The organism is Acinetobacter sp. YH12226 (assembly GCF_013417805.1).
Classification (GTDB): domain Bacteria; phylum Pseudomonadota; class Gammaproteobacteria; order Pseudomonadales; family Moraxellaceae; genus Acinetobacter.
Window position 1 is genome coordinate 162,412 of the sequence record NZ_VPDG01000005.1, and the last position, 21,277, is coordinate 183,688.

Here is a 21,277-nt window from a genome sequence, read left to right on the forward strand (position 1 = left end):
GGCTATATAACAATTCTGATAAAAATCACTATATAACCCAATTCATTCAAAAATGAGTTTGGCTAGAGACCTACATCGACATATAGCTAATAAATTTAATAATCCTGTAATTTTAAATATCAGAGGAGCGCTAGCTCTGGTTATTTATTGTGAATCTTTCTTTTGAATAAAATTTTAAGCGGCAAATAAAGGACTAAATCCCCGTTTACGTAGTAATTTTCGGTACATGCTTGAACTCCGATCTGCCGGAAAATGCGCTTCTAAAGATAAGTCCAAAGGTAAATATTCAGGTTTCTGATTTTCTACAATTAAACGATCTTCTTCGAAAATTTTCATATTAAAGGCATAGGCACCTTCAACCGGTAAATCTTTATCATAATTGCGGCAAATAGGTGCAAAAAGTCGTGTTGAACGCGCAGTCATGGGTGAAGCCGCATTCATGATGACCTGCTTGGCATGATTTGGAAAATGAATCGTAAGTGTTGCAGTAAAGGGTAGGCTCACTTCAAAATGACGTAACCATTTAAAATCTTCCTGGCCACGCTGCTCGATTCCGATCGGATAACGTCCCACACTGCTGATATAATCTGCATTAAAACCGACCTCCGTTTCTGTCGTACTATACTCAGGAACTTCTACATCCTCCGGATCGCCAAAAGTGTCTGGATGCACCCAGGCAAAATGAGCCACATCAATAAAACCTTCGAGCTGTCTTCCTGCAAAACATTGAATGTCTATCTGAGGGCAGACCAGTTGCTGATACTCAGCATCATCCCAAAAAGGCATGTTAGGAATATGAGGTTCTGCATCTTTTGTAGCGCTTAATGAACACCAGATCAGACCATACTTTTCTACCGCAGCATAAGTTTTCAAATGGAAACGTTCCGATATTTTATGCTGAGGATGTGCAGGAATACGGTTGCATTTACCTTCATTGCCAAAGCGTAAACCGTGATAACGGCACACCACGCCTTGGCCGTCATTTTTTCCCAAGCTTAAAGGTACACCGCGATGCGGACATGCATCTTTCGCCACCACCAGTTCATCGTTCATTTTATAAATCACCAGAGGCATATCAAGCAGCATGCTACTTGTTGGCTGATCTGTAATATCACGCGCAAGTGCAATCGGATACCAGTACTGAGCCAAAAGATGCCAGTCATGTTCCTCGAATGTCATATGGACTGGTAAGTCGGGACTAAAAGCGGCGATATTTGTATTCATAATGGGTTCTGTGTCATGACCTTTAGCTGGACTATAAAACAGCAATGTGTTCTATGAAATTTCAATTAACAGGACATAGGATTGCGTAAATCAGAACACTGACCAGCGATTAAAAACAAAATAAGCATCTTTCCAGGTTTTTTATGTTCAACCACGCAAATATTGAGATGGGATATTTCTAAGCTTAAATCTCGCTGAAAATATTTTTTTAAAAAGCGTGCTCTCAGTTTCAATGCTCTAGTTTGGCGCATAAATTGCTTATCACGCGTATAGAAAATTGATCATTTACTCAGAATCGACAAGGAATTGATGTGACGACTAGCTACTTACGCGGACAAGAACTTATCGACAGTATTCGCAATGCACCTTATTCGCGTGACCTAATTGGTTATCATGGCGAACCACCAAAAGTGCAATGGCCAAACGGCGCGCGTGTCGCGGTACAGTTTGTGCTGAATTATGAAGAAGGTGGTGAAAACCACATTGAACATGGTGATGCCGGTTCAGAACAGTTTTTATCTGAAATCATCGGTGCTGCCAGCTTTCCAGACAAACATATGTCGATGGATTCGATGTACGAATATGGTTCACGTGCAGGCTTCTGGCGGATTCATCAGGAGTTCCAGAAACGTGGTTTGCCGATGACTATCTTTGGAGTCGGTATGGCCTTAATACGTAATCCTTATGTGGTCGAGGCGATTAAATCAGCTCATTATGATGTGGTTTCACATGGGCAGCGCTGGCTACATTATCAGGACATGCCGCTTGAACTTGAACGTCAGTATATGGATCAGGCGATCAGTGTTCTGGAAAGCCTGTTTGGTGAAGCGCCTATTGGGTGGTATACCGGTCGGGACAGTCCAAACACCCGTCAACTTCTGGCTGAATTTCCTCACATCAAATATGACGCTGATTACTATGGAGATGACTTGCCATTTTGGAGCACCTTGACCAATCAGGCAGGGGAAACACGTCCGCATTTGATTATTCCTTATAGCCTGGATAGCAATGACATGAAATTCAGTTCACCGGGCGGTTTTAATAGCGGGGAACAGTTTTATCAATATCTCAAAGATGCTTTTGATGTGCTCTATGCCGAAGGCGAAACTGCGCCAAAAATGCTGTCGATTGGCATGCACTGCCGTATTTTAGGACGGCCGGGACGTTTTAAAGCTCTACAAAAGTTCCTGGACTACATTCAAAATCATGACAAGGTCTGGATTTGCCGTCGTGGGGATATTGCCGAGCACTGGTATAACCATCATGCGCCATAATCATAAAACATATTGGAAAAGATCAGTTTAGATGCTCTTTTTTGAGTCATGTACTTTATAAAAATAACAAACACATCAGCTTTGGCACTGTTATTGCAAAACCAGTTTTAAATAACCAAGCAATATAAACAGGCGATTGAATAGTGCAACTTGTTGAATTTAATCAAGCATCAGCAGAAGATGCGATGATCTTTTTAAAGCACTGTGTGCAAATACCCAGCTGGTCGACCGAACTTGCAGCAAAACGTCCTTATGCATCGCTTGAGGATATTTTGAATGCAGCGAACCAACAGGCGGCGACCTGGAGTTGGGATGAAATTAAAACTGCGCTGGATAATCATCCCCGTATAGGTGAAAAACAGGCACAGGCTGAATTAAGTGAAATAGAAAAAGACTTTTCCCATCGTGAGCAATCCGGCATTACAGCAGATGACGATACCCAGCTCGCGCTGCTTAAAGGCAATCTTGCCTATGAAAAAAAATATGGGTTTATCTTTCTGATCAAAGCTGCTGGATTGAGCAGTGAAGACGTCCTTCAAGCCCTGAACTATCGTTTGCTGAATGATCCAGAGATTGAGAAACGTATTGTCCATCATCAACTGGCAGAAATTGCCTTGTCACGACTGGCTCAGGAGCTTCATGCATGATTAGCACGCATATTTTAGATACACATCTGGGAAAACCTGCGACAGACGTGGTCATTCGACTTTTTGCTGAAGACGGTCGCCTGATTAGGGAAGCAAAAACCAATGCAGACGGCCGCGTCAGTGATTTCGGCATGACCGAGTTTAAAGCGGGTGCCTATAGTCTTGAGTTCTTTACATCTGCCTATTTTGAAAATTCGGGTTTAGAAACTTTTTTTCCTAAAGCAGTTATTCATTTTTATGTGAAAGATGCGTCCCAGCATTTTCATATTCCTTTACTGATCAGCCCATTCGCGTACTCCACATATCGCGGAAGCTGATTTTATATTTAGACTTTGAGGGTGAGAAAAATGACAGAACAAAGTAAAACAATATCACCTGAACATGAATATTTAGGTGCGGGAAAAAGTGCAGCTTACGGTTTGCAACACGTACTGACTATGTATGGCGGAATTATTGCACCACCTTTAATCGTGGGAACGGCCGCCGGCCTAGAAGCTTATAAAATTGGATTATTGATTGCAGCGGCGCTATTTGTGGGTGGTTTAGCCACAATTTTGCAAACCGTTGGGGGGAAATATATCGGCGCGAAATTACCTTTGGTACAAGGGGTTTCTTTCGCTGGCGTTGCGACGATGGTCGCGATTGTGACCACAGGCGGTGGTTTGCAAGCAGTTTACGGTGCGGTCATTGTCGCCTCATTGATCGGTTTTTTCCTCGCGCCTTATTTCTCCAAAATTATCCGTTTCTTTCCACCAGTCGTGACAGGCTGCGTCATTACTATCATTGGTTTGTCTTTATTACCTGTAGCAGTCCGCTGGATGATGGGCGGCAATCCCAAGGCACCAGAATGGGGAAGTGTCGAAAATATTGGTCTGGCACTCATGACTTTAGCTTTAGTCGTCTGCCTGAATTTGAGCCGACATGCTGCTATTCGTCGCTTGTCTATTTTACTGGCAATTGTTTTAGGTTCAGTACTGGCTTATTTATTCGGTTTTGGTGATTTCTCTAAAGTTGCGAATGGAACATGGATTCAGGTACCCAGCTTCTTCGCCTTTGGACTACCGACTTTTGAGCTCACTGCCATCATTTCCATGCTTATCGTTACGCTAGTGATTATGACCGAAACCACAGCAGATATCATTGCAGTGGGTGAGATTGTAGGTACCAAAGTGGATGCGGATCGTATCTCGAATGGCTTGCGTGCCGATATGTTATCGAGTGCGATGGCACCGGTTTTTGGTTCATTTATGCAAAGTGCTTTTGCGCAAAATGTCGGCTTGGTGGCGATTACCGGAATTAAAAGCCGCTTTGTGGTCGCAGCTGGGGGCATGATTTTAGTCGTGTTGGGTTTACTGCCAATTATGGGACGTTTGATTGCTGCCATTCCTGTACCGGTATTAGGTGGTGCAGGTCTGGTACTTTTTGGAACAGTCGCTGCAAGCGGGATTCGTACCTTGGCTAAAATTGATTATAACGAGCAAAAAAATCTTATCATTGTTGCGACGGCTATTGCAGCCGGCATGATTCCCATTATTGATCATTCCTTTTATGCCAACTTTCCAAAATGGGTGCAAACCTTGTTTCATTCGGGGATTAGCTCAACCTGCTTAATGGCCATTTTACTCAACCTGTTGTTCAATCATCTGAACCTATTTAAAAATAAAAGCACAGCGACTACAGAAATTGTGGCAAAGATTCCACATTAGAAAATTTAAACCAGGATGAAAACAGTCCAGAAAATGGGCTGTTTTTTTTATCAAAAATTAAAAATGTTGGCTTTGTTTTTGCTTAATTCAGAATGTGATTCTTTCATTCCATTGGGGACCCTTATTTATGAAATTCACTCAACTTACTGCTGCAACATTACTTGTATTGGGTGCGGCATCCGCACAGGCAAAACCGATCTGGCAAGACTTCAGTGTCACCGGACTTTATGGAGAAAACTATGAGGTGGTCGATGAGAAACAGGCGACTGCGACCTTTGAATATACGGCAAAAGTAAAATATGCAGATGTCTTCTTCTTCATTGACCGTATGCGCGGCGCAGATGACTTTAAATCAAGTTATTTTGAATTTTCACCACGTTTAAGCTTGGGAGAAGTATCAGGCCAGAAACTTGCCTTTGGTCCGGTCAAGGATGTCTTGGTATCAACGACCTGGGAAGGCGGAGAAGGTTTTGATAACTTCCTCTACGGCGTAGGTTTTGATCTGGATATTCCATATTTCCGTTATGCCAGCATTAATCTTTATCGCGTGAATAATGAGAATATTGATGATGATTACCAGTTGACATTGACCTATGGCGTACCAATTAAACTGGGAACTGAAGAATTCCTGGTGGATGGCTTCCTGGACTGGTCAACAGAAGAGGATGATCATGACAGCGAGATGAACTGGACCACCCAATGGAAATGGAATGTCGGTAAACACATTTCTCCAGAAACCAATTTATATCTGGGAATTGAACATTCTATCTGGAACAACAAATTCGGTATCCCAAATGCCGATGAAAATAATGTCAGTGCTTTAGTGAAATATCACTTCTAGGCAAAGTGATGAAGAAATAAGTTAAAAGCCCTGATAAAAGGGCTTTTTTTAATGCGTTTAAAATACGATCTGGATGTTTTCAGGAAAAGGATGAACATCACAATTTGATCCGCTACCTATACGATCCACTACGACAAACTCGCTGGGTGCTTCAAGGGTCAATAATGGATGATGCCAGGTTCCGGCACGATAATTTATCCCTTGAGAACCATCACTGATAAATACCTGAATCTGACTAATATCGGGCTGTGTATAATCAAGTTCAGGCGCTACAACGATTAAAAATTGCTGGCCGTGCATCGGAATAAAAGCCTGTGATCCTAGAGGATGCCTTTCCAGCATTGAGATTTGAAAAGGAATTGCCGTAGCTTGCATATTTCTAAAAATACTCAGTCCGACCTTGGTGTCACTTTCTACTTCAGCCAGGGCATGATAACGCTCAGTCTGCTGCTCATTGATATGAAAATAATGATTACCCTGACAGGCAATGACTTCTCCAAAAGGCAGAAAACTTTCAGTGCTTAAAGGCTGTATTTTTATACTTTGCATAGACATATCATTGATCACTCAAGCCAATTTTCCCCAGAGACGAATCCGGCTGATGCCACCGTCCGGAATCATGTTGACACGAATATGGGAAATTTTTTCGTGTTGTAAAATTTCATTGATGTAATGATGAATATGATCCATTTGCATAGGTTGGGCTGCTAACAAAAAAGGCCAGAACATGCTTTGTGGAATGAGTTGCTCATCGGTTGCATCCTCAACATAGATGGCTTGAATAGAAACCTCTGCAGGGAAATTTCCCTTAAAATGGGCAGTATCAATTTCAATTTTCTCGATTCGGGCACTGGCGCCTAAAGCCAAAATGCACCAGTCAAATCCTGGAGCACGACGCCGTTTGGTTTCCCAGCCATCGCCCATGTTAATGCCACGTCCCGGATTAATCAGATTGCGTGGATGTCCAAAATGCGCATCGCTATAGGCAACGACACGGCCACCATGTTCTAGTGCCAAAACATCTAGCATTTGATCACTATCTTGCAGATTGATTTTTACCTGACCATAGACCTTAAAACGTGCAATCCCACCGTCAGGATAAATATTCAAACGGACATGGGTAAATATCTGCTTTGCTGAAATCTGAACAATATGATGCTGGCTGGGGCCCAAGACATTATTTTCTATAATGCTGATCCACTCTGCCTGATCAAGATTTCCATCTGGCGCATAACATGCTTGCACAGCAGCAGAGGCCGGATAATTACCGCTAAAAAAAGTCGTATCAATATCCAGTGCCTGTATTTGACCTGCAACAGCAAGTTTAATGATGGCCCAATCATAGCCCGTGTGGCGCTTGCGACGGGTTTCCCAGCCATCCATCCATTTGCCATGCTCATCAAACTTGTCTTCGATAAAGACCGGTGCCTCAAATTGCAACATGCGTTTTGCTTCAGCAAAAAACTCATCTGAACATTCAAGAATTTCTGCGCCAATTCGGGCATCTGCAAGGTTAGTTAACTGCTGTACTGGAGCAGGCAGATCAAAAATTGGAGCTAATAAGGTCGCCATCTTAAATTTCCATCATTGGTATACGTCACATGAATATGCACTTTTATAAATACAAATTTAGGTCTTCTGCCTTTATAAAAACAGGACATTGAAGGAATTTAAAAGCACAGCGTGTGCCAACTCTTGCTATTTTTTTAGTGCATTTTTTTCAGGATGGCACGTTTTTAGCATTTTAGCTGGCAATGAAGATGAAATAGCCAGGAGGAATAGATGGAGATTGCAATTATTGGGGCAGGCATGGGCGGATTAACCACAGGAATTGCACTAAAAAAGTTCGGACATCGGGTCACCATCTATGAGCAGGCAGAACAGATTTTACCTGTCGGTGCTGCAATTTCCTTGTGGTCAAACGGGGTGAAGTGTTTGAACTATCTGGGCTTAACTGAACAGGTAGCAAAGTTAGGTGGCCAGATGAATGACTTAGCCTATATCGATGGTTTGAATGGCGAGGTCATGACGCAGTTTAGTTTGGCGCCGTTAATTGAAGAAGTCGGTCAACGTCCATATCCGGTATCGCGTGCTGAATTACAAAATATGTTAATGGATGCGTTTGGCCGGCAGGATATTCAGCTCGGTAAAAGAATGGTGTCTATTGAGGATAAGGGGCAACACGTTGAAATCGGTTTTCAGGATGGCAGCACTGTTTCTGCAGCATTATTGATTGGCGCAGATGGTACCCATTCCATGACGCGTCAGTATGTATTGGGCAAACAGGTTGAACGCCGTTATGCTGGCTATGTGAACTGGAACGGACTGGTTGAGATCTCTGAAGATTTAGCGCCCGCACAGCAGTGGACCACTTTTGTCGGTGAAGGCAAACGTGCTTCACTGATGCCTGTGGCAGAGCAGCGCTTTTATTTCTTCTTTGATGTGCCATTGCCGGCAGGTCTGGAAAATCAGCGTTCGGAATATAAGACCTTATTAAAGCAGTATTTCTCTGGCTGGTGCCCACAGGTTCAGCGCTTAATTGACAGTATTGACGAACAGAAAACCAATCGCGTCGAAATCCATGATATTGAGCCTTTTACCCAGTTTTATAAGGGCCGTGTGGTAATTTTAGGGGATGCGGCACATAGCACTACACCGGATATCGGACAGGGAGGTTGCCAGGCAATGGAAGATGCGGTCTATTTGGCACGTGCCTTACAAATTAATACGCTAGGTCTGGAAGATGCCCTGAAACGTTATCAGAATAAACGCAATGAACGCGCCAATGAATTGCTGCTACGTGCACGTAAGCGTTGTGATGTCACGCATATGAAAGATGAGCAAATTACCAAAGACTGGTATGCAGACCTACGGAAAGAACAAGGCCCACATATTATGAAAGGCATTATTAGCAATATTGTGGGTAATCCATTGGATTAAAAACAGTTAATTTCATCATTAATATTAAATAAAAGCCGCGATTTTAGTTATCGCGGTTTTTGTTATTTAGGTATGAAAATACTACAGTTGCTGCACCTTGCTTTTTAAGGCTTCCATTTGTTCAATAATATGTTTGATCATCAACTGGGAAACGCGTGAAATCTGGCGTTTAGGCGCCACACAGAGGGCAATGGTCAGCGGATGCAGCCCTTTTTCAGAGATAGGTTTAAAGACCACTTCATCTCGCTCGACATACGGTAAAACATCGAGATAACTAAAAATTCCAATCCCGGTATTCGCCTTAATGAGAGTATTCATCAGGCGGATATCATTCGATTCCGTTTTACGTGCAGGTATAAATTGATGATGTTTATACAGTGCTTGTACATAGTCATGAATAATCAGGGGGTCGGCCGGAATAAAATGGTTGTCGTTCAAGGTATCTGAAAAATAAATCTTTTCTGCTTGAGCAAGAGGATGTGATTTACCCATCACAAAACCTAAAGGCAGTTCCAGAAAATGGAGGACTTCAAGGTGTTGATGAGATTTTGGATTCAGGATCAGGCCAAAATCCAGATCTGCCTCAATCACTTTTTTGGCTACGATTTCACTGTCTGCAACCCGGATATTAAAATTAATCCAGGGATAATTTTCATACATATATTGCACGGACTGCATGACAAAACCATCATTTAAGGCAGAAATTAAACCAAATTCGATGGTCCCACGCGTAAGTCCCTGAATTTCATCAAAGCGAATCCGGGTTTGCTGGAATTCTTTTTGCCATTTCATAACATCGGCATAGAGTAATTCGCCCGCCAGTGTCAGTTTTAAACCATTGGGCAAGCGCTCAAATAACACAATTCCCAGTTCTTCTTCAGCCAGAGCAATTTGCCGATGTACTGCAGACACGGAAATGAATAATTGATCTGCGGCCTTGCGTAAACTTCCCGTTTTCGCCACCGCGATAAAATATTCTGAAAATCGGGAAAAAGGCGTATTCATTAATTTAGTCAAGCGAAGAACCACCTTTTATTCATATCAATATTTGAGATAAACGTGTTTATGCGAGTTTTATGCCAAAGAAGGCAGCTTTAATCGGCAAGTACATTTGTACATGGTTGATGTGTTCTAATTTCAAGAATGAATAGTACGAATCATTCTAATAGACAGAATGACAATAAATTCAGTAATTTCAATCATAAGCAAAGCCAAAATTGCACAGTTATGCACTGTTCAAGGCCTGTAAAAAGAGACCATCCACAGTAAGAATATAGGTTTGATATGAACGCCATTCCAGTCATCAATTTATTCAACAAACCCTGCTATAGCCAGTTTGATGATCAGGACTGGGACATTCTGGCTCGTCACTGGTATCCGGTTGCACGGATTCAGGACGTTTCTACCCAACCGCAACAAGTGACCCTGCTTGATGTCAAACTGGCATTGTACAAAACAGAAAGTGGCGATATTCATCTGGTCCGAGATATCTGTCCACATCGGGGTGTACCCTTAACCAAAGGCTGGGTTTCGGGTGAAAATCTGGTCTGTCCTTATCATGGTCTACACTATAATGGCCAGGGAAAATGTATCAAAATTCCTGCACAACCCGATCTGACCAACATTTCTGAGCGTTTTTCTCTGACTAAATTTCCAGTAGTTAAAAAATATGGCTTGATCTGGACCAGTATTTTTGGCCGTGACGAAGCAAAAGCTAATTTCCCTGTTTTAGCTACCTGGGAGATGCCAGATCATCAGGCAATTTTACCTCCATTTGTGGATATTGCGGGTTCAAGTGGCCGTCAACTGGAAGGCTTTATTGATGTTGCACATTTTGCCTGGGTTCATCAGGGTTCTTTCGCAGATCCTGAAAATCAGGTTGTACCCAAATACACGACAGCACGTACAGATTACGGCCTGCATACCGAATATGTTAGCAGTGTCAGCAACTATCCACATGGTATGCAAGATCTGGCACCGGAAGGCTTTTTGTGGAAACGTGTATTTGATGTCTATCCACCGTTTTCTGCGGTGCTAACCGTACATTTCCCCAAACAGGGACAATTAAAAATTCTCAATGCCTGTTGTCCGGTCTCACACAATAAAACCCGTTTATTTGTACCACTGACACGCAACTTCGATACCACAGGAGATTTACAGGCGGTATATGACTTCAATGCACAAATTTTTGCCGAAGATCAGGACATGGTAGAAAGCCAAAAACCTGAAGAATTACCGCTCGATATTTCTATGGAAGCGCATTTTGAAGCAGATCGCTCTTCAACGACCTATCGTCGAATCTTAGCCGAGTGGGGATTAAGTAAACGTTATATTGTCTAATATATTTTAAAATTTAAAAATATGGATTAAATTTTAAATAGAAACCCTATATTTCAATATAGTGGTTTTTATTTATATTATTTTTGAATGATCAAAATATTATTTATATGTCCTTATTTCTTAATTAAAATTGATTAATATTTTCAAAATTTGGAAATTAAATAAATCAATCCAGGCAAGCTCCGATTAGAGATTTCCAACCTCCTTCAATGAGGAGAGAAAATAAAAATATCTACAGAACATCATCCTTTCGGCGCATTACAAGCTAAACCCAACTATCAAAAAAACTATTAATCTATTTAAATATTAATAATTTATATCAAAAACAATTCCACTCCCTCAATGAGTCTCAATACATGATTCTATCATCTACATCTATCTTTGCTCATGAAAAATATGAAGCTTGGATTAAAAAAAGGAATGCGCAAATTTAAGGCATTTTATTTTATCGCACCACTAATAAGCAAAAATAAAAAATAAATCCATTTGATAAATTAAATTCCCTATCAATCATAAAATAAGCTTTTATAAATTTAATATCATTACGCCTTAATTAAATTATAAAAACAAAAAACATTTTATTTTAAAACCCTATTTTTATTATTTTTAATAAAAACTGGAATGCTTATTGCTAATTATATATTGAACAGACTGAGCACATTTGAGTGAAGTCATTTTAAAGCATGTGTTGTATGACACAGAACAACCAAGAGCAGAATAAAATGAAAGAAAAAAATAGCTTCAAAACCGGATTGAAAAAATTGGTAGGGGTGTTAATGGCAAGCGGTATGATGAGCATGGCCGCTGTCGCCAATGTTCAGGCCCAAGATAAAGCCGCATTTGTTTATATTGGCCCAACCAGTGACCATGGCTGGACCTATTCTCATGATCAAGGCAGGATTAAGGCTGAAAAAACCCTCGCAGGAAAATATAAAACCTCTTATATTGAAAATGTCCCTGAAACAGCAGATGCCGAACGTGTGATCCGCAACCTGGCACAACAAGGCAATAAAGTCATTTTTGCGACTTCGTTTGGTTATATGAATGCAATGGAGAAAGTATCCAAGCAATTTCCAAATACCGTATTTATGCATGCAACCGGTTATAAGCAGGGCAAAAATTTAGGGGTATATGATGTCCGCACCTATGAAGGCGCTTATATGCTAGGTGTGGTCGCAGGGCAAAAAACCAAAAATAATGTTTTGGGCGTAGTTGCGTCTTTTCCAATTCCTGAAGTTATCCGTAATATCAATGCCTATACCCTCGGTGCACAAAGTGTAAATCCAAAAATTAAAACCAAAGTCATTTGGGTGAATTCATGGTTTAACCCGGGCAAAGAACGTGATGCAGCCTTGGCATTGATTGCTCAAGGTGCAGATGTGCTGATGCAAAATACCGATTCTCCGGCAGTGGTACAGGCGGCTGAACAAAAAGGTGTCTTTGCTTTTGGCTGGGACTCTGACATGAGCAAATTTGGCCCTAAAGCGCATCTTGCCGCATCGGTTTTACATTGGGAAAAAATTTACACCCCGGTAATGATGCAAGTCAGCAATAAAACCTGGAAACCAAGTGCAATGTGGTACGGCGTGAAACAAAAAGCAGTCGATATTGAAAGCTTTGGTCCTTCCGTGTCGGCAGCCTCTAAAGCAAAAGCGCTCAGCGTACGTGATGGCATTTTAAAAGGCACACTGCATCCATTTACCGGCCCGATTCATAAACAGGATGGTACATTGGTCTTGGCAAAAGGCAAGCGCCTAGATGATGCGGCACTAAGTAAAATGAATTACTACGTGAAGGGCGTAGAGGGTTCATTACCGAAATAAAGCTTTGCCATTTTGCAATTAAAAATCTTTAAACACTTTGATGTACTTTTCTGCATCCATTTGCATGCCTGACAACCATCGATGGATGCTGAATTGCTACGGCATGGAATAGGGCACTGATGATGACCTCTCAACACGATAGATCTGCTCATGCGCAAGAGTTGAATGCACGTTCTTCTTCAGGTGTACCGCGTTTACAGCTCATCAATATCTGTAAAAGTTACAATTCATTGAAAGCGAATGACCAGATACATTTAACCGTTCAACCTGGGCAGATTCATGCCATTTTGGGTGAAAATGGTGCTGGCAAAAGTACGCTGATGAAAATCATTTATGGAGCAACCAAGGCCAATCAGGGACAAATCCTCTGGAACGGTAAAGAAGTTCATATTGATAACCCGTCGATGGCAAGAAAGCTCGGGATTGGCATGGTCTATCAGCATTTTTCTTTGTTTGAGACTTTGACTGTAGTCGAAAATATTTCGCTGGGACTGGATGAAAAGATTCCTTTAAAAGCTCTAAGTCAAAAAATTATTGCAGTTTCAGAACAATATGGTTTACCCATTGATCCACGCCGCGAAGTACATTCTTTATCGGTAGGTGAGCGGCAACGTGTCGAAATTATTCGTTGTCTTTTGCAAAATCCCGCTTTAATCATTTTAGATGAACCCACCTCGGTACTGACGCCACAAGCGGTACGGCAACTGTTTAAAACTTTACGGTTATTGGCCTCCCAAGGCGTTTCAATTTTATATATCAGTCATAAATTACACGAGATCAAAGAGCTCTGTGATGAAGCGACCATCTTACGCAATGGCCGTGTCACCGGAAATGTTAATCCCAAAGACAACAGTACCAGTGATTTAGCACGCTTAATGATTGGCCGTGATTTACCGACCTATGTACGCCCTGAATATACAGGTGAAAAACAGATATTATTCCAGGTTGAGAATCTCAATTACCAGTCCGACGACCCATTTGGTGTGTCGCTGAAAAATATCAATTTAAATATTTTTGCCGGTGAAATTGTAGGAATTGCCGGGATTTCTGGCAATGGGCAAGCAGAATTACTGTCTTTATTGTCGGGGGAAAACAGCCTGAAACATGGCCGGATGGTTCTGGATCAAATCGATATTTCCCGATTCAGTTCTGGACAACGGCGTGATTTGGGCCTGGGCTTTGTCCCTGAAGAACGTCTGGGCCGAGGAGCAGTCCCGAACATGACACTGTCCCAGAATGCCTTGCTGACCGCATTTCGGCAGAACCTGACGCAATGGGGATTAATCAAGTTTGCACAATGTAAGCTTTTTGCCGAGCACTGTATTGAAAAATTCGGGGTGAAAGCCAGTGGCCCAGAGGCAGAAGCACGTTCCTTGTCCGGTGGAAATCTACAAAAATTTATTGTCGGCCGGGAAATTTTGCAAAACCCGAAATTCCTGATTGTGGCTCAACCGACCTGGGGCGTTGATGTGGGCGCGTCCATGTTTATCCGGCAAACCCTGATTGATCTCTCTCGACAAGGTGTTGCCATTTTGGTGATTTCAGAAGAATTAGAAGAGCTGTTTGAAATCAGTGATCGTCTCTGCGTGTTGGCCAATGGTGAACTATCTCCAGCGATACCTACTCATGAAACCAATACTGAAAATGTTGGAATCTTGATGTCAGGCATTCCAGGCCATGACACTGCGATCATAGTAGAGGAGCAGCAAGCTCATGCTTAATATAACAAAAAAACAAATATACAGGTTGAGAGGAGAGCGACATGCATTTACTGGAACCGCGTGAACATCCCTCTCAAATCATGAAGTGGCTTTCACCGCTCATTGCGCTGCTAGCCATGCTGATTGTCGGTAGTATTCTGTTTTTAATGTTGGGGATTAATCCCGCGCAAGCCATGTACATCTTCTTTATTGAACCGCTGACGTCGTCTTATGGCTGGAGTGAACTGGCAGTGAAAGCCGGGCCTCTGATTCTGATTGCCTTGGGACTGGCGGTCGGATTCCGGGCGAAATTATTCAATATCGGTGCTGAAGGTCAGCTTACCATCGGGGCAATTTTTGGTGGTGGTATTGCGATTTTATTTCATGATCAAATCGGTTGGTGGATTCTTCCGTTAATGATCGTCATGGGGGCACTCGGTGGGGCACTCTGGGGCGCAATTCCTGCCTTGCTGAAAACCCATTTTAATGCCGAAGAAACCCTGACCACCCTGATGATGAATTATGTTGCAGTATGTGTGTTGCTATACCTGGTCAATGGTCCCTGGCGTGATCCGGATGGGATGAACTTCCCTCAATCGGTGGTTTTTAGTGAGAGTGCGACGCTGCCATTCATTGTAGAAGGCACACGCATTAATGCCTCTATTTTTATCACTTTTTTTGCAGTCCTTCTGTTCTGGGTTTTTATGCGTAAAAGTCTGACGGCCTATAAACTGCAAGTCAGCGGTCAGGCACCTTTAGCTGCCAAATACGCAGGTTTTTCTTCCTCCAAAGCGATCTGGATGAGTCTGGTGATTTCCGGAATGATGGCAGGTATTGCCGGAATCTGTGAAGTGGCTGGGCCTATTGGTCAGCTGAATCCGAACCTGTCCCCAGGTTATGGCTATGCAGCGATTATCGTGGCCTATCTAGGTCGTCTCAATCCAATCGGTATTGTGCTGTCAGGCTGTTTTATGGCGCTGATTTATCTGGGCGGCGAAATGGCACAAATGCAGCTCCAGCTTCCGGTCGCGATTACCGGTATTTTCCAGGGGCTGCTGTTGTTTTTCCTGTTGGCTTCCGATGCATTGATTGAAAATCGTTACCGTTTTAGCAAAAAAATGGCGCCACCGGTCCCTCAGCCCACAGCAACTACCCTTTAACCCAATGTTGTCTACAGCAAAAGGAAGCATGATATGGCTTTAGAAATAACTGCAATTCTTGCAGGTACTGTTGCCGCAGCAACACCACTGATTTTCGCAGGTCTGGGGGAATTGGTCACACAGCGGACCGGTGTGATTAATCTTGGAGTAGAAGGGATGATGCTGGTGGGTGCAATTGCAGGTTTTGCTTTTGCTGCGCAATATGATGCCAGTGTATTAAGTGCCTTATTGATGGGTGGTCTGGCAGGCATGCTGATGGCCCTGATTTTTGCCTTTTTTACCTTGTCTTTAAGTACCAATCAATCCGCGTGCGGTTTGGCTTTAACCATTTTTGGACTCGGTATCTCTGCATTTTTGGGACAGAACTACGTCAGTATGGCTTTACCGGGTCTGGCTAATTTTAATATTCCACTATTAGCGGATATTCCAGTATTGGGTCCGATTTTGTTCCAGCAAAACTATGTGGTGTATTTGTCGATTTTGGCATTTTTTGCCGTTTGGCTGGTGCTGGCCAAAACCCGTTTGGGCTTATTGCTTAAAGCAGTTGGAGAATCACCGGAAAGTGCGCACGCCATGGGTTATCACGTGTTGGCGATTCGTTATGGCGCAGTACTATTTGGCGGTTTGATGGCAGGAGTTGGCGGAGCATTTCTATCAACCGTCTATACCCCGATGTGGATTGAAAATATGGTCGCAGGCCGCGGCTGGATTGCCATTGCACTGGTAGTATTTGCGGTGTGGAAACCAACACGTTTAATGCTCGGCGCTTACCTGTTTGGGGGCGTAACCATTTTGCAATTTCACGCCCAGGCGCTTGGAATCAAGGTTCCGAACGAGCTGCTTGCCGCATTGCCCTATATAGCCACCATTGTGGTACTGGTCATGATTTCACGGAATAAAAAAGTACTCAAAATGAATTTGCCATCTTCTTTAGGCAAAACCTTCGTGCCATAACCGCAGCCATTCATCATAAATAGAATAGATTTGAGTATAAATCATGAAAATTTTAACAGCTTCCTATGTCCTTACCATGAATGCGCAGAATGAATGTATTAAAAATGGCGCGATACTGATTGAGGGCGACCAAATAAAAGCAGTGGGTACATTGGCACAGTTAACTCAATGCTATCCAGAGGTGCTCATTGAAGATTACCCACAAAAGATCCTGATGCCGGGCTTGATCAATACCCATTGTCATTCCGGTTTATTGCGTGGTACGGCTGAAGGATTACCGGTTTGGGATTGGTTACAGCAGTATATTGACCCGATGCACCGGGTGTTGACACCAGAGGATGCGAAAATCGCCTCCTATTTATGTTATGCCGAGGCACTATTGTCGGGAACGACCACCATCGTTGATATGTGGCGTTATATGGACGGAAGTGCTGAAGCTGCGCAAGCATTGGGAATTCGTGCCGTTCTAGTACCTTATGTCGCGGAACATCCGGATCACAATTATTTTGAAACCTTAAAAAGTAATGAGGCTTTAATCAACCGTTGGCATCAGCAGGCGAATGGACGTATTCAGGTTTGGGTGGGTTTAGAGCACCTGTTTTATGCTGAAGCTTCAGCATTAAGCCTCATTGAGAAACTTTGTCAGGATTATCAAACCGGTTTTCATACCCACAGCAATGAAAGCCAATTTGATGTACAGGAAAACCTGCGCCGTTCAGGTATTCGCCCAATTGAGAGTCTGCAAAAACTGGGCTTGCTAGATCTGCCTAAAACTTTGTTGGCACATTGCGTCTGGACAGATGCAAATGAAATTCAGATTTTAAGGCGACATGCGGTAGGGGTTGCGCACAATCCTATTTCCAACATGAAGTTGGCTTCCGGTGCAGCGCCTGTCGTTGAAATGCTACGTCAAGGCGTTGCGGTGGGTTTGGGTACTGACGGAGAAAAAGAAAACAATAACCTGGATCTATTTGAAGAAATGAAAACGGCGTCATTATTAGCAAAGTTCTCGAATTTAGATGCGGCTGCTCTGGATGCCTGGTCAGTCTGTCAAATGGCTACGATTACAGGAGCTAAAGCCTTGGGTATGCAAGATGAAATTGGTTCATTGGAAGTCGGCAAACAGGCCGACCTGATTGCGGTGAAACTGGATACACCGCGGATGACGCCGTTGATTGATCATAGAAAATTATTTAATTTGCATACCAATTTAGTCCATGCAGTTCAAGGCCAAGATGTCGTGATGACGATGGTGGCGGGACAGACTGTGGTTAAAAATGGCCGTTTGATCAATGCCGATTTACAGGCTCTAATTGATCAAGTGAATCAGGCGGCGCCACGCTTGTTTGAACGTCGTGATCAGTGGTTTGCAAAGCAGGGGCGAACGGTAAATGAATTACAGCGGGAAGAATTTTAAGATTTACGTGGGGGTTGCGGTTATTCATTGATAGTGGGGTGACCTCAGACGCCTTTCTAACGAATGATTTAAATGAAATTAAACAGAGTGAATAGACTGATATTTTCTAATCTTTAGATGAGTTTTATTCATTCACTTCTAAATTGCATCTAATAAGCTATAAAACCATTCTTTGAATTTACCTCTCAATTTCATCCACTTAATATTCGATAGAATTTATCTTAAGTTATTAATATTCATTATTTTATCACCTATTAAACCCTAAAATTTCATAGAAAAAATCTTTCATATTTTTCTTCATTAAGTGATCTTGATATCTTATAGAACAACCAATCATGAGTAATATTCACTTTTCATTGAGTTTAAATCATTTTTATTCATCTTAAGGTTCACGTATAAGTAGGCTCATTCAGAAATTTGATTATTAGAACTTAGGGCAGTGGATCACAATGAGTAAAAAGTTTGCATGTTCAATTAAGCGCATTCGTTTTGACGAAAACTATCAACCTGCAGATAGTACACGTCTGACGACGAACTTTGCCAATTTGGCGCGTGGCGAAAGTCGCGAACAGAATTTGCGTAACACTCTGCGAATGATCAATAACCGTTTTAATGCATTGGCACATTGGGATAACCCAAAAGCAGATCGTTATTCAGTTGAAATCGACATTATTTCAGTTGACCTGGATCTTGAAGGAAATGGTAAAACATTCCCTGCAATTGAAACTTTAAAAACTACGATTGTCGATCATCAGACCAATCAGCGTATTGATGGCATGATTGGCAACAGTTTCTCGTCTTATGTCCGCGATTATGATTTTAGCGTGGTACTTCCTGAACATATCAAGAAAAATCCAGCCTCGACCAAGCCAGAAAATTTTGGTGATTTACACGGCAAGCTTTATCAATACCTCGTCAATTCTGAAGTATTTAAGGCAGAATTTAAAAAACAGCCTGTGATTTGTTTGAGCGTTTCAACCTCGAAAACCTATTACCGTACCGCGAATGTGCATCCTGTATTGGGTATGGAATATAAAAATGATGAGTATTCACGCACCGATGAATACTTCGCCAAAATGGGCTTAACTGTTCGTTATTTCAAACCTGAAAATGCTGCTGCACCTTTAGCATTTTATTTCGCAGGTGACTTATTACGTGATTATACCGATCTGGAGTTGATCAGTGCGATCAGTACCATGGAAAGCTTCCAAAAGATTTACCGTCCTGAAATTTATAATGCGAATTCTGCTGCGGGTCAGGTCTATCAACCCAGCCTTGAGTACCCAGATTATTCATTGACTCAAATTGTGTATGACCGTGTTGAGCGTGGTCAGTTGGCAGTGAAGCAAGGAAAGTGGACGGAAGAGCACTTTATCAAACCTTATAAAGACATTCTGGAGCAATGGGCTGCCGAGTTCACGCTCACAAATATTGCCGACCAAGAACGCGCTGCTTAATACACCACATTATTTTACGAATATAGAGATAGAAGATTAAACATGGCACTTCCCAACATCAACTGCTGGTAGCTTACCGAAACCGTCTTGGCTGGCAGAACCTGAAAAACTCTGGTCACCCTGGAAATTGGAAGGTCAGGAATTGCTTGATGCAAAACAAGATGCATTGCGTTTATCATTGCATAAGCAACAGCAAGCCGGCATTGATATTGTCAGCGATGGGGAACAAACCCGTCAGCATTTTGTGACCACATTTATTGAGCATCTAGAAGGCGTTGACTTCAATCAACGTGAAACGGTCAAAATCCGTGATCGTTATGAAGCGAGCGTGCCATCAGTCGTGGGTGAAGTTTCTCGTCAAAAACCTGTCTTTGTTGAAGATGCCAAATTCTTACGTTCACTCACAGATCAGCCGATTAAATGGGCGCTTCCTGGTCCAATGACCATGATTGATACCTTATATGATGGTCACTACAAGAGCCGCGAAAAACTCGCTTGGGAATTTGCCAAGATCCTGAATCAGGAAGCTCGTGAACTTGAAGCCGTTGGCGTGGATATCATCCAATTTGATGAACCTGCATTTAACGTGTTCTTCGATGAAGTGAATGACTGGGGTGTGGCAACTTTAGAGCGTGCGCTTGAAGGTCTGAAGTGTGAAACTGCGGTACACATTTGCTATGGCTATGGTATTAAAGCCAATACCGACTGGAAAAAAACCTTAGGTTCAGAATGGCGCCAGTACGAAGAAGCATTTCCGAAACTGCAAAAATCAAAAATTGATATTGTGTCGCTTGAATGCCATAACTCACGTGTTCCGATGGATTTGATTGAGTTGATTCGTGGTAAAAAAGTCATGGTGGGTGCTATTGATGTCGCAAGTAATCAAATTGAAACAGCTGAAGAAGTGGCAAATACGTTGCGTAAAGCACTTCAGTTTGTGGATGCAGACAAACTCTATCCTTCAACCAACTGTGGCATGGCGCCACTTGGTCGCCAAATTGCACGTGGCAAACTCAATGCACTCAGTACAGGTGCTGAGATTATTCGTCAGGAATTATCTCGCTAATTAAAGTGAATTCATGATGCTTTCAGCAGCTTGAAAGCATCATTTGAGTGATATAACGCTCTTTATAAAAGTTGAATGTTGGAATACGGTGATGGTTGAAGCGACAGACTTTAGAAATGCAATGTCTTTATTAACAAGTGCAGTAAATGTAGTGACCACAATGGGCGATTCAGGTCGTCATGGCTTTACTGCATCTGCCGTGTGTAGCGTGACCGACATACCACCGACATTGTTGGTTTGTATGAATAAATCATCTCGTTCACATGCAAGTTTTATAGAGAATAAAGTGCTATGCATAAATGTACTGAGTACAGATCAAGAGAATCTTTCAAATGCTTTTGCATCTTCAAAATTCAGTTCTGAACAACGATTTGAACATGGTGAGTGGACTCAATTAGAAACGGGTTCTCCTGTACTTCAAGATGCACTGGTGAGCTTTGATTGTGAAATTGGGCAGATCCAGGAAGTTGGTACACATACGATTTTGATTTGTCCGATTGTTGCCATTCAACAGAATCAGGAAGATCAAGCCCTGGTTTATTTTAATCGTGCCTATCATCAGGTCGGGGAAACAGAGTCTGTCTAATCCTGGAGCTGATGTAGGATTAAAATATTTTAGATTTAAAAGCTTATTAACTTCCGTAATTTTGATTAAACTGGTCTACTAAGAATAAGGAATTAGGTAGACCATCAACAAGGATGAATGGCGGACTAATGCAATAATTTAC

General features: G+C 42.3%; 18 protein-coding genes and 1 pseudogene. 15 read left to right on the forward strand and 4 right to left on the reverse strand.

What is annotated here, in order from left to right; translation table 11 throughout:
* Positions 1–174 precede the first annotated feature (174 nt).
* The gene (locus FTV08_RS07790) at positions 175–1,224 is read right to left on the reverse strand and encodes a Rieske 2Fe-2S domain-containing protein (RefSeq protein ID WP_180087027.1); all 1,050 of its coding nucleotides are present in this window, start codon (positions 1,222–1,224) and stop codon (positions 175–177) included.
* Between the two features lie 311 nt (positions 1,225–1,535).
* Between FTV08_RS07790 and puuE the strand changes: the two genes are divergently transcribed.
* From puuE to FTV08_RS07815, 5 genes are all read left to right on the forward strand, one after another.
* Positions 1,536–2,498: an allantoinase PuuE gene (puuE, locus tag FTV08_RS07795; RefSeq protein ID WP_180087028.1), complete on the forward strand. Its 963-nt coding sequence runs from the start codon at positions 1,536–1,538 to the stop codon at positions 2,496–2,498.
* A 143-nt stretch (positions 2,499–2,641) separates the two neighbouring features.
* Positions 2,642–3,145 (forward strand): 2-oxo-4-hydroxy-4-carboxy-5-ureidoimidazoline decarboxylase, encoded by a 504-nt coding sequence (gene uraD / locus FTV08_RS07800; RefSeq protein ID WP_180087029.1) that lies wholly within the window; start codon positions 2,642–2,644, stop codon positions 3,143–3,145.
* Positions 3,142–3,462, forward strand: a complete 321-nt coding sequence (uraH, locus tag FTV08_RS07805; protein ID WP_004646924.1) for a hydroxyisourate hydrolase — start codon at positions 3,142–3,144, stop codon at positions 3,460–3,462. The genes uraD and uraH overlap by 4 nt, the downstream gene beginning before the upstream one ends.
* 30 nt (positions 3,463–3,492) lie before the next feature.
* Positions 3,493–4,851 carry a nucleobase:cation symporter-2 family protein gene (locus FTV08_RS07810; RefSeq protein WP_180087030.1) on the forward strand — a complete coding sequence of 453 codons (1,359 nt, stop codon included), beginning with the start codon at positions 3,493–3,495 and terminating at the stop codon, positions 4,849–4,851.
* A gap of 127 nt (positions 4,852–4,978) precedes the next feature.
* On the forward strand, positions 4,979–5,692 hold the full coding sequence (locus tag FTV08_RS07815) for an outer membrane protein OmpK (protein WP_180087031.1): 714 nt from the start codon (positions 4,979–4,981) through the stop codon (positions 5,690–5,692).
* Between the two features lie 57 nt (positions 5,693–5,749).
* Here the strand turns inward: FTV08_RS07815 and FTV08_RS07820 are convergent, their stop codons facing one another.
* Complete coding sequence (locus tag FTV08_RS07820; protein ID WP_004646920.1) at positions 5,750–6,247, reverse strand: ureidoglycolate lyase; 498 nt, start codon at positions 6,245–6,247, stop codon at positions 5,750–5,752.
* Between the two features lie 12 nt (positions 6,248–6,259).
* Positions 6,260–7,264, reverse strand: coding sequence for an allantoicase (gene alc / locus FTV08_RS07825; RefSeq protein WP_004280253.1), 1,005 nt, complete (start codon positions 7,262–7,264; stop codon positions 6,260–6,262).
* 210 nt (positions 7,265–7,474) lie between these two features.
* On the opposite strand from alc, the gene hpxO reads away from it, so the two are divergent.
* Positions 7,475–8,632, forward strand: coding sequence for an FAD-dependent urate hydroxylase HpxO (gene hpxO, locus FTV08_RS07830; RefSeq protein WP_180087032.1), 1,158 nt, complete (start codon positions 7,475–7,477; stop codon positions 8,630–8,632).
* An 81-nt stretch (positions 8,633–8,713) separates the two neighbouring features.
* On the opposite strand, the gene FTV08_RS07835 is transcribed toward hpxO, so the two are convergent.
* A complete protein-coding gene (locus tag FTV08_RS07835) occupies positions 8,714–9,637 on the reverse strand; it encodes a LysR family transcriptional regulator (RefSeq protein WP_180087052.1) in 924 nt (307 codons plus the stop codon).
* Between the two features lie 279 nt (positions 9,638–9,916).
* Between FTV08_RS07835 and FTV08_RS07840 the strand changes: the two genes are divergently transcribed.
* From FTV08_RS07840 to FTV08_RS07880, 9 genes and pseudogenes are all read left to right on the forward strand, one after another.
* Positions 9,917–10,972 (forward strand): aromatic ring-hydroxylating dioxygenase subunit alpha, encoded by a 1,056-nt coding sequence (locus FTV08_RS07840; protein WP_180087033.1) that lies wholly within the window; start codon positions 9,917–9,919, stop codon positions 10,970–10,972.
* Between the two features lie 722 nt (positions 10,973–11,694).
* Complete coding sequence (locus FTV08_RS07845; RefSeq protein WP_005251735.1) at positions 11,695–12,795, forward strand: BMP family ABC transporter substrate-binding protein; 1,101 nt, start codon at positions 11,695–11,697, stop codon at positions 12,793–12,795.
* Positions 12,796–12,914: 119 nt separating this feature from the next.
* Entirely contained in the window at positions 12,915–14,516 is a 1,602-nt protein-coding gene (locus FTV08_RS07850) for an ABC transporter ATP-binding protein (RefSeq protein ID WP_180087034.1), read from the forward strand.
* Between the two features lie 41 nt (positions 14,517–14,557).
* Positions 14,558–15,655: an ABC transporter permease gene (locus FTV08_RS07855; protein ID WP_180087035.1), complete on the forward strand. Its 1,098-nt coding sequence runs from the start codon at positions 14,558–14,560 to the stop codon at positions 15,653–15,655.
* Between the two features lie 33 nt (positions 15,656–15,688).
* Positions 15,689–16,609, forward strand: a complete 921-nt coding sequence (locus FTV08_RS07860; RefSeq protein WP_004280246.1) for an ABC transporter permease — start codon at positions 15,689–15,691, stop codon at positions 16,607–16,609.
* Positions 16,610–16,652: 43 nt separating this feature from the next.
* Complete coding sequence (locus FTV08_RS07865; RefSeq protein WP_180087036.1) at positions 16,653–18,026, forward strand: amidohydrolase family protein; 1,374 nt, start codon at positions 16,653–16,655, stop codon at positions 18,024–18,026.
* Positions 18,027–18,475: 449 nt separating this feature from the next.
* A complete protein-coding gene (locus tag FTV08_RS07870) occupies positions 18,476–19,483 on the forward strand; it encodes a DUF1852 domain-containing protein (protein WP_180087037.1) in 1,008 nt (335 codons plus the stop codon).
* 52 nt (positions 19,484–19,535) lie between these two features.
* A pseudogene (locus FTV08_RS07875) lies at positions 19,536–20,549 on the forward strand (methionine synthase); the annotation flags it as partial.
* Positions 20,550–20,640: 91 nt separating this feature from the next.
* Positions 20,641–21,135 (forward strand): flavin reductase, encoded by a 495-nt coding sequence (locus FTV08_RS07880; RefSeq protein ID WP_180087038.1) that lies wholly within the window; start codon positions 20,641–20,643, stop codon positions 21,133–21,135.
* Positions 21,136–21,277: the final 142 nt, after the last annotated feature.

What these genes read in the sequence shown, in the direction of transcription:
- FTV08_RS07850 (WP_180087034.1), top strand. Translation starts at nt 12,915, where the DNA reads ATGATGACCTCTCAACACGATAGATCTGCTCATGCGCAAGAGTTGAAT.
- FTV08_RS07860 (WP_004280246.1), top strand. Translation starts at nt 15,689, where the DNA reads ATGGCTTTAGAAATAACTGCAATTCTTGCAGGTACTGTTGCCGCAGCA.
- alc (WP_004280253.1), bottom strand. Translation starts at nt 7,264, where the DNA reads ATGGCGACCTTATTAGCTCCAATTTTTGATCTGCCTGCTCCAGTACAG.
- uraH (WP_004646924.1), top strand. Translation starts at nt 3,142, where the DNA reads ATGATTAGCACGCATATTTTAGATACACATCTGGGAAAACCTGCGACA.
- FTV08_RS07840 (WP_180087033.1), top strand. Translation starts at nt 9,917, where the DNA reads ATGAACGCCATTCCAGTCATCAATTTATTCAACAAACCCTGCTATAGC.
- FTV08_RS07845 (WP_005251735.1), top strand. Translation starts at nt 11,695, where the DNA reads ATGAAAGAAAAAAATAGCTTCAAAACCGGATTGAAAAAATTGGTAGGG.
- FTV08_RS07790 (WP_180087027.1), bottom strand. Translation starts at nt 1,224, where the DNA reads ATGAATACAAATATCGCCGCTTTTAGTCCCGACTTACCAGTCCATATG.
- hpxO (WP_180087032.1), top strand. Translation starts at nt 7,475, where the DNA reads ATGGAGATTGCAATTATTGGGGCAGGCATGGGCGGATTAACCACAGGA.
- FTV08_RS07835 (WP_180087052.1), bottom strand. Translation starts at nt 9,637, where the DNA reads ATGAATACGCCTTTTTCCCGATTTTCAGAATATTTTATCGCGGTGGCG.
- FTV08_RS07880 (WP_180087038.1), top strand. Translation starts at nt 20,641, where the DNA reads ATGGTTGAAGCGACAGACTTTAGAAATGCAATGTCTTTATTAACAAGT.
- FTV08_RS07855 (WP_180087035.1), top strand. Translation starts at nt 14,558, where the DNA reads ATGCATTTACTGGAACCGCGTGAACATCCCTCTCAAATCATGAAGTGG.
- FTV08_RS07870 (WP_180087037.1), top strand. Translation starts at nt 18,476, where the DNA reads ATGAGTAAAAAGTTTGCATGTTCAATTAAGCGCATTCGTTTTGACGAA.
- FTV08_RS07810 (WP_180087030.1), top strand. Translation starts at nt 3,493, where the DNA reads ATGACAGAACAAAGTAAAACAATATCACCTGAACATGAATATTTAGGT.
- FTV08_RS07815 (WP_180087031.1), top strand. Translation starts at nt 4,979, where the DNA reads ATGAAATTCACTCAACTTACTGCTGCAACATTACTTGTATTGGGTGCG.
- FTV08_RS07820 (WP_004646920.1), bottom strand. Translation starts at nt 6,247, where the DNA reads ATGTCTATGCAAAGTATAAAAATACAGCCTTTAAGCACTGAAAGTTTT.
- FTV08_RS07865 (WP_180087036.1), top strand. Translation starts at nt 16,653, where the DNA reads ATGAAAATTTTAACAGCTTCCTATGTCCTTACCATGAATGCGCAGAAT.